Genomic DNA, 1,032 nt, shown 5'->3' with positions numbered 1-1,032 from the left:
TGCTTTGTGGTCAAGTCCTCGGCCTATTAGTACTGGTCAGCTCCACACATTACTGCGCTTCCACTTCCAGCCTATCAACCCGGTCGTCTACCGGGAGCCTTACCCACTCTCGTGGTGGGAGACCTCATCTCAAGGCGAGCTTCCCGCTTAGATGCTTTCAGCGGTTATCCCTTCCGAACGTAGCCAACCAGCCGTGCTCCTGGCGGAACAACTGGCACACCAGAGGTTCGTCCGTCCCGGTCCTCTCGTACTAGGGACAGCTCCTTTCAAGTCTCCTGCGCGCGCAGCGGATAGGGACCGAACTGTCTCGCGACGTTCTAAACCCAGCTCGCGTACCGCTTTAATGGGCGAACAGCCCAACCCTTGGGACCTACTCCAGCCCCAGGATGCGACGAGCCGACATCGAGGTGCCAAACCATCCCGTCGATATGGACTCTTGGGGAAGATCAGCCTGTTATCCCCGGGGTACCTTTTAGCCGTTGAGCGACGGCGCTTCCACATGCCACCGCCGGATCACTAGTCCCAGCTTTCGCTCCTGCTCGACCCGTCGGTCTCACAGTCAAGCTCCCTTGTGCACTTACACTCGACACCTGATTGCCAACCAGGCTGAGGGAACCTTTGGGCGCCTCCGTTACTCTTTAGGAGGCAACCGCCCCAGTTAAACTACCCACCAGACACTGTCCCTGATCCGGATCACGGACCGAAGTTAGACGTTCAAAACGACCAGAGTGGTATTTCACCAATGACTCCACCCCCACTAGCGTGAAGGCTTCACCGTCTCCCACCTATCCTACACAAGACGCTCCAAACGCCAATGTCAAGCTATAGTGAAGGTCCCGGGGTCTTTCCGTCCTGCTGCGCGTAACGAGCATCTTTACTCGTAGTGCAATTTCGCCGGGTCTGCGGTTGAGACAGCGGGGAAGTCGTTACGCCATTCGTGCAGGTCGGAACTTACCCGACAAGGAATTTCGCTACCTTAGGATGGTTATAGTTACCACCGCCGTTTACTGGCGCTTAAGTTCTCAGCTTCGC

General features: G+C 56.8%; 1 rRNA gene. It reads right to left on the bottom strand.

Annotated features, from left to right (window positions below):
* Positions 1-6: 6 nt before the first annotated feature.
* A 23S ribosomal RNA gene (locus AB0B90_RS38645) occupies positions 7-1,032 on the bottom strand; the annotation flags it as partial.

Origin of the sequence: Streptosporangium sp. NPDC049078, from assembly GCF_040648855.1 — a bacterium.
Lineage (GTDB): Bacteria > Actinomycetota > Actinomycetes > Streptosporangiales > Streptosporangiaceae > Streptosporangium.
The sequence above is the reverse complement of the archived record's forward strand: the minus strand, read 5'-3'. Positions and strand labels throughout refer to the sequence as shown.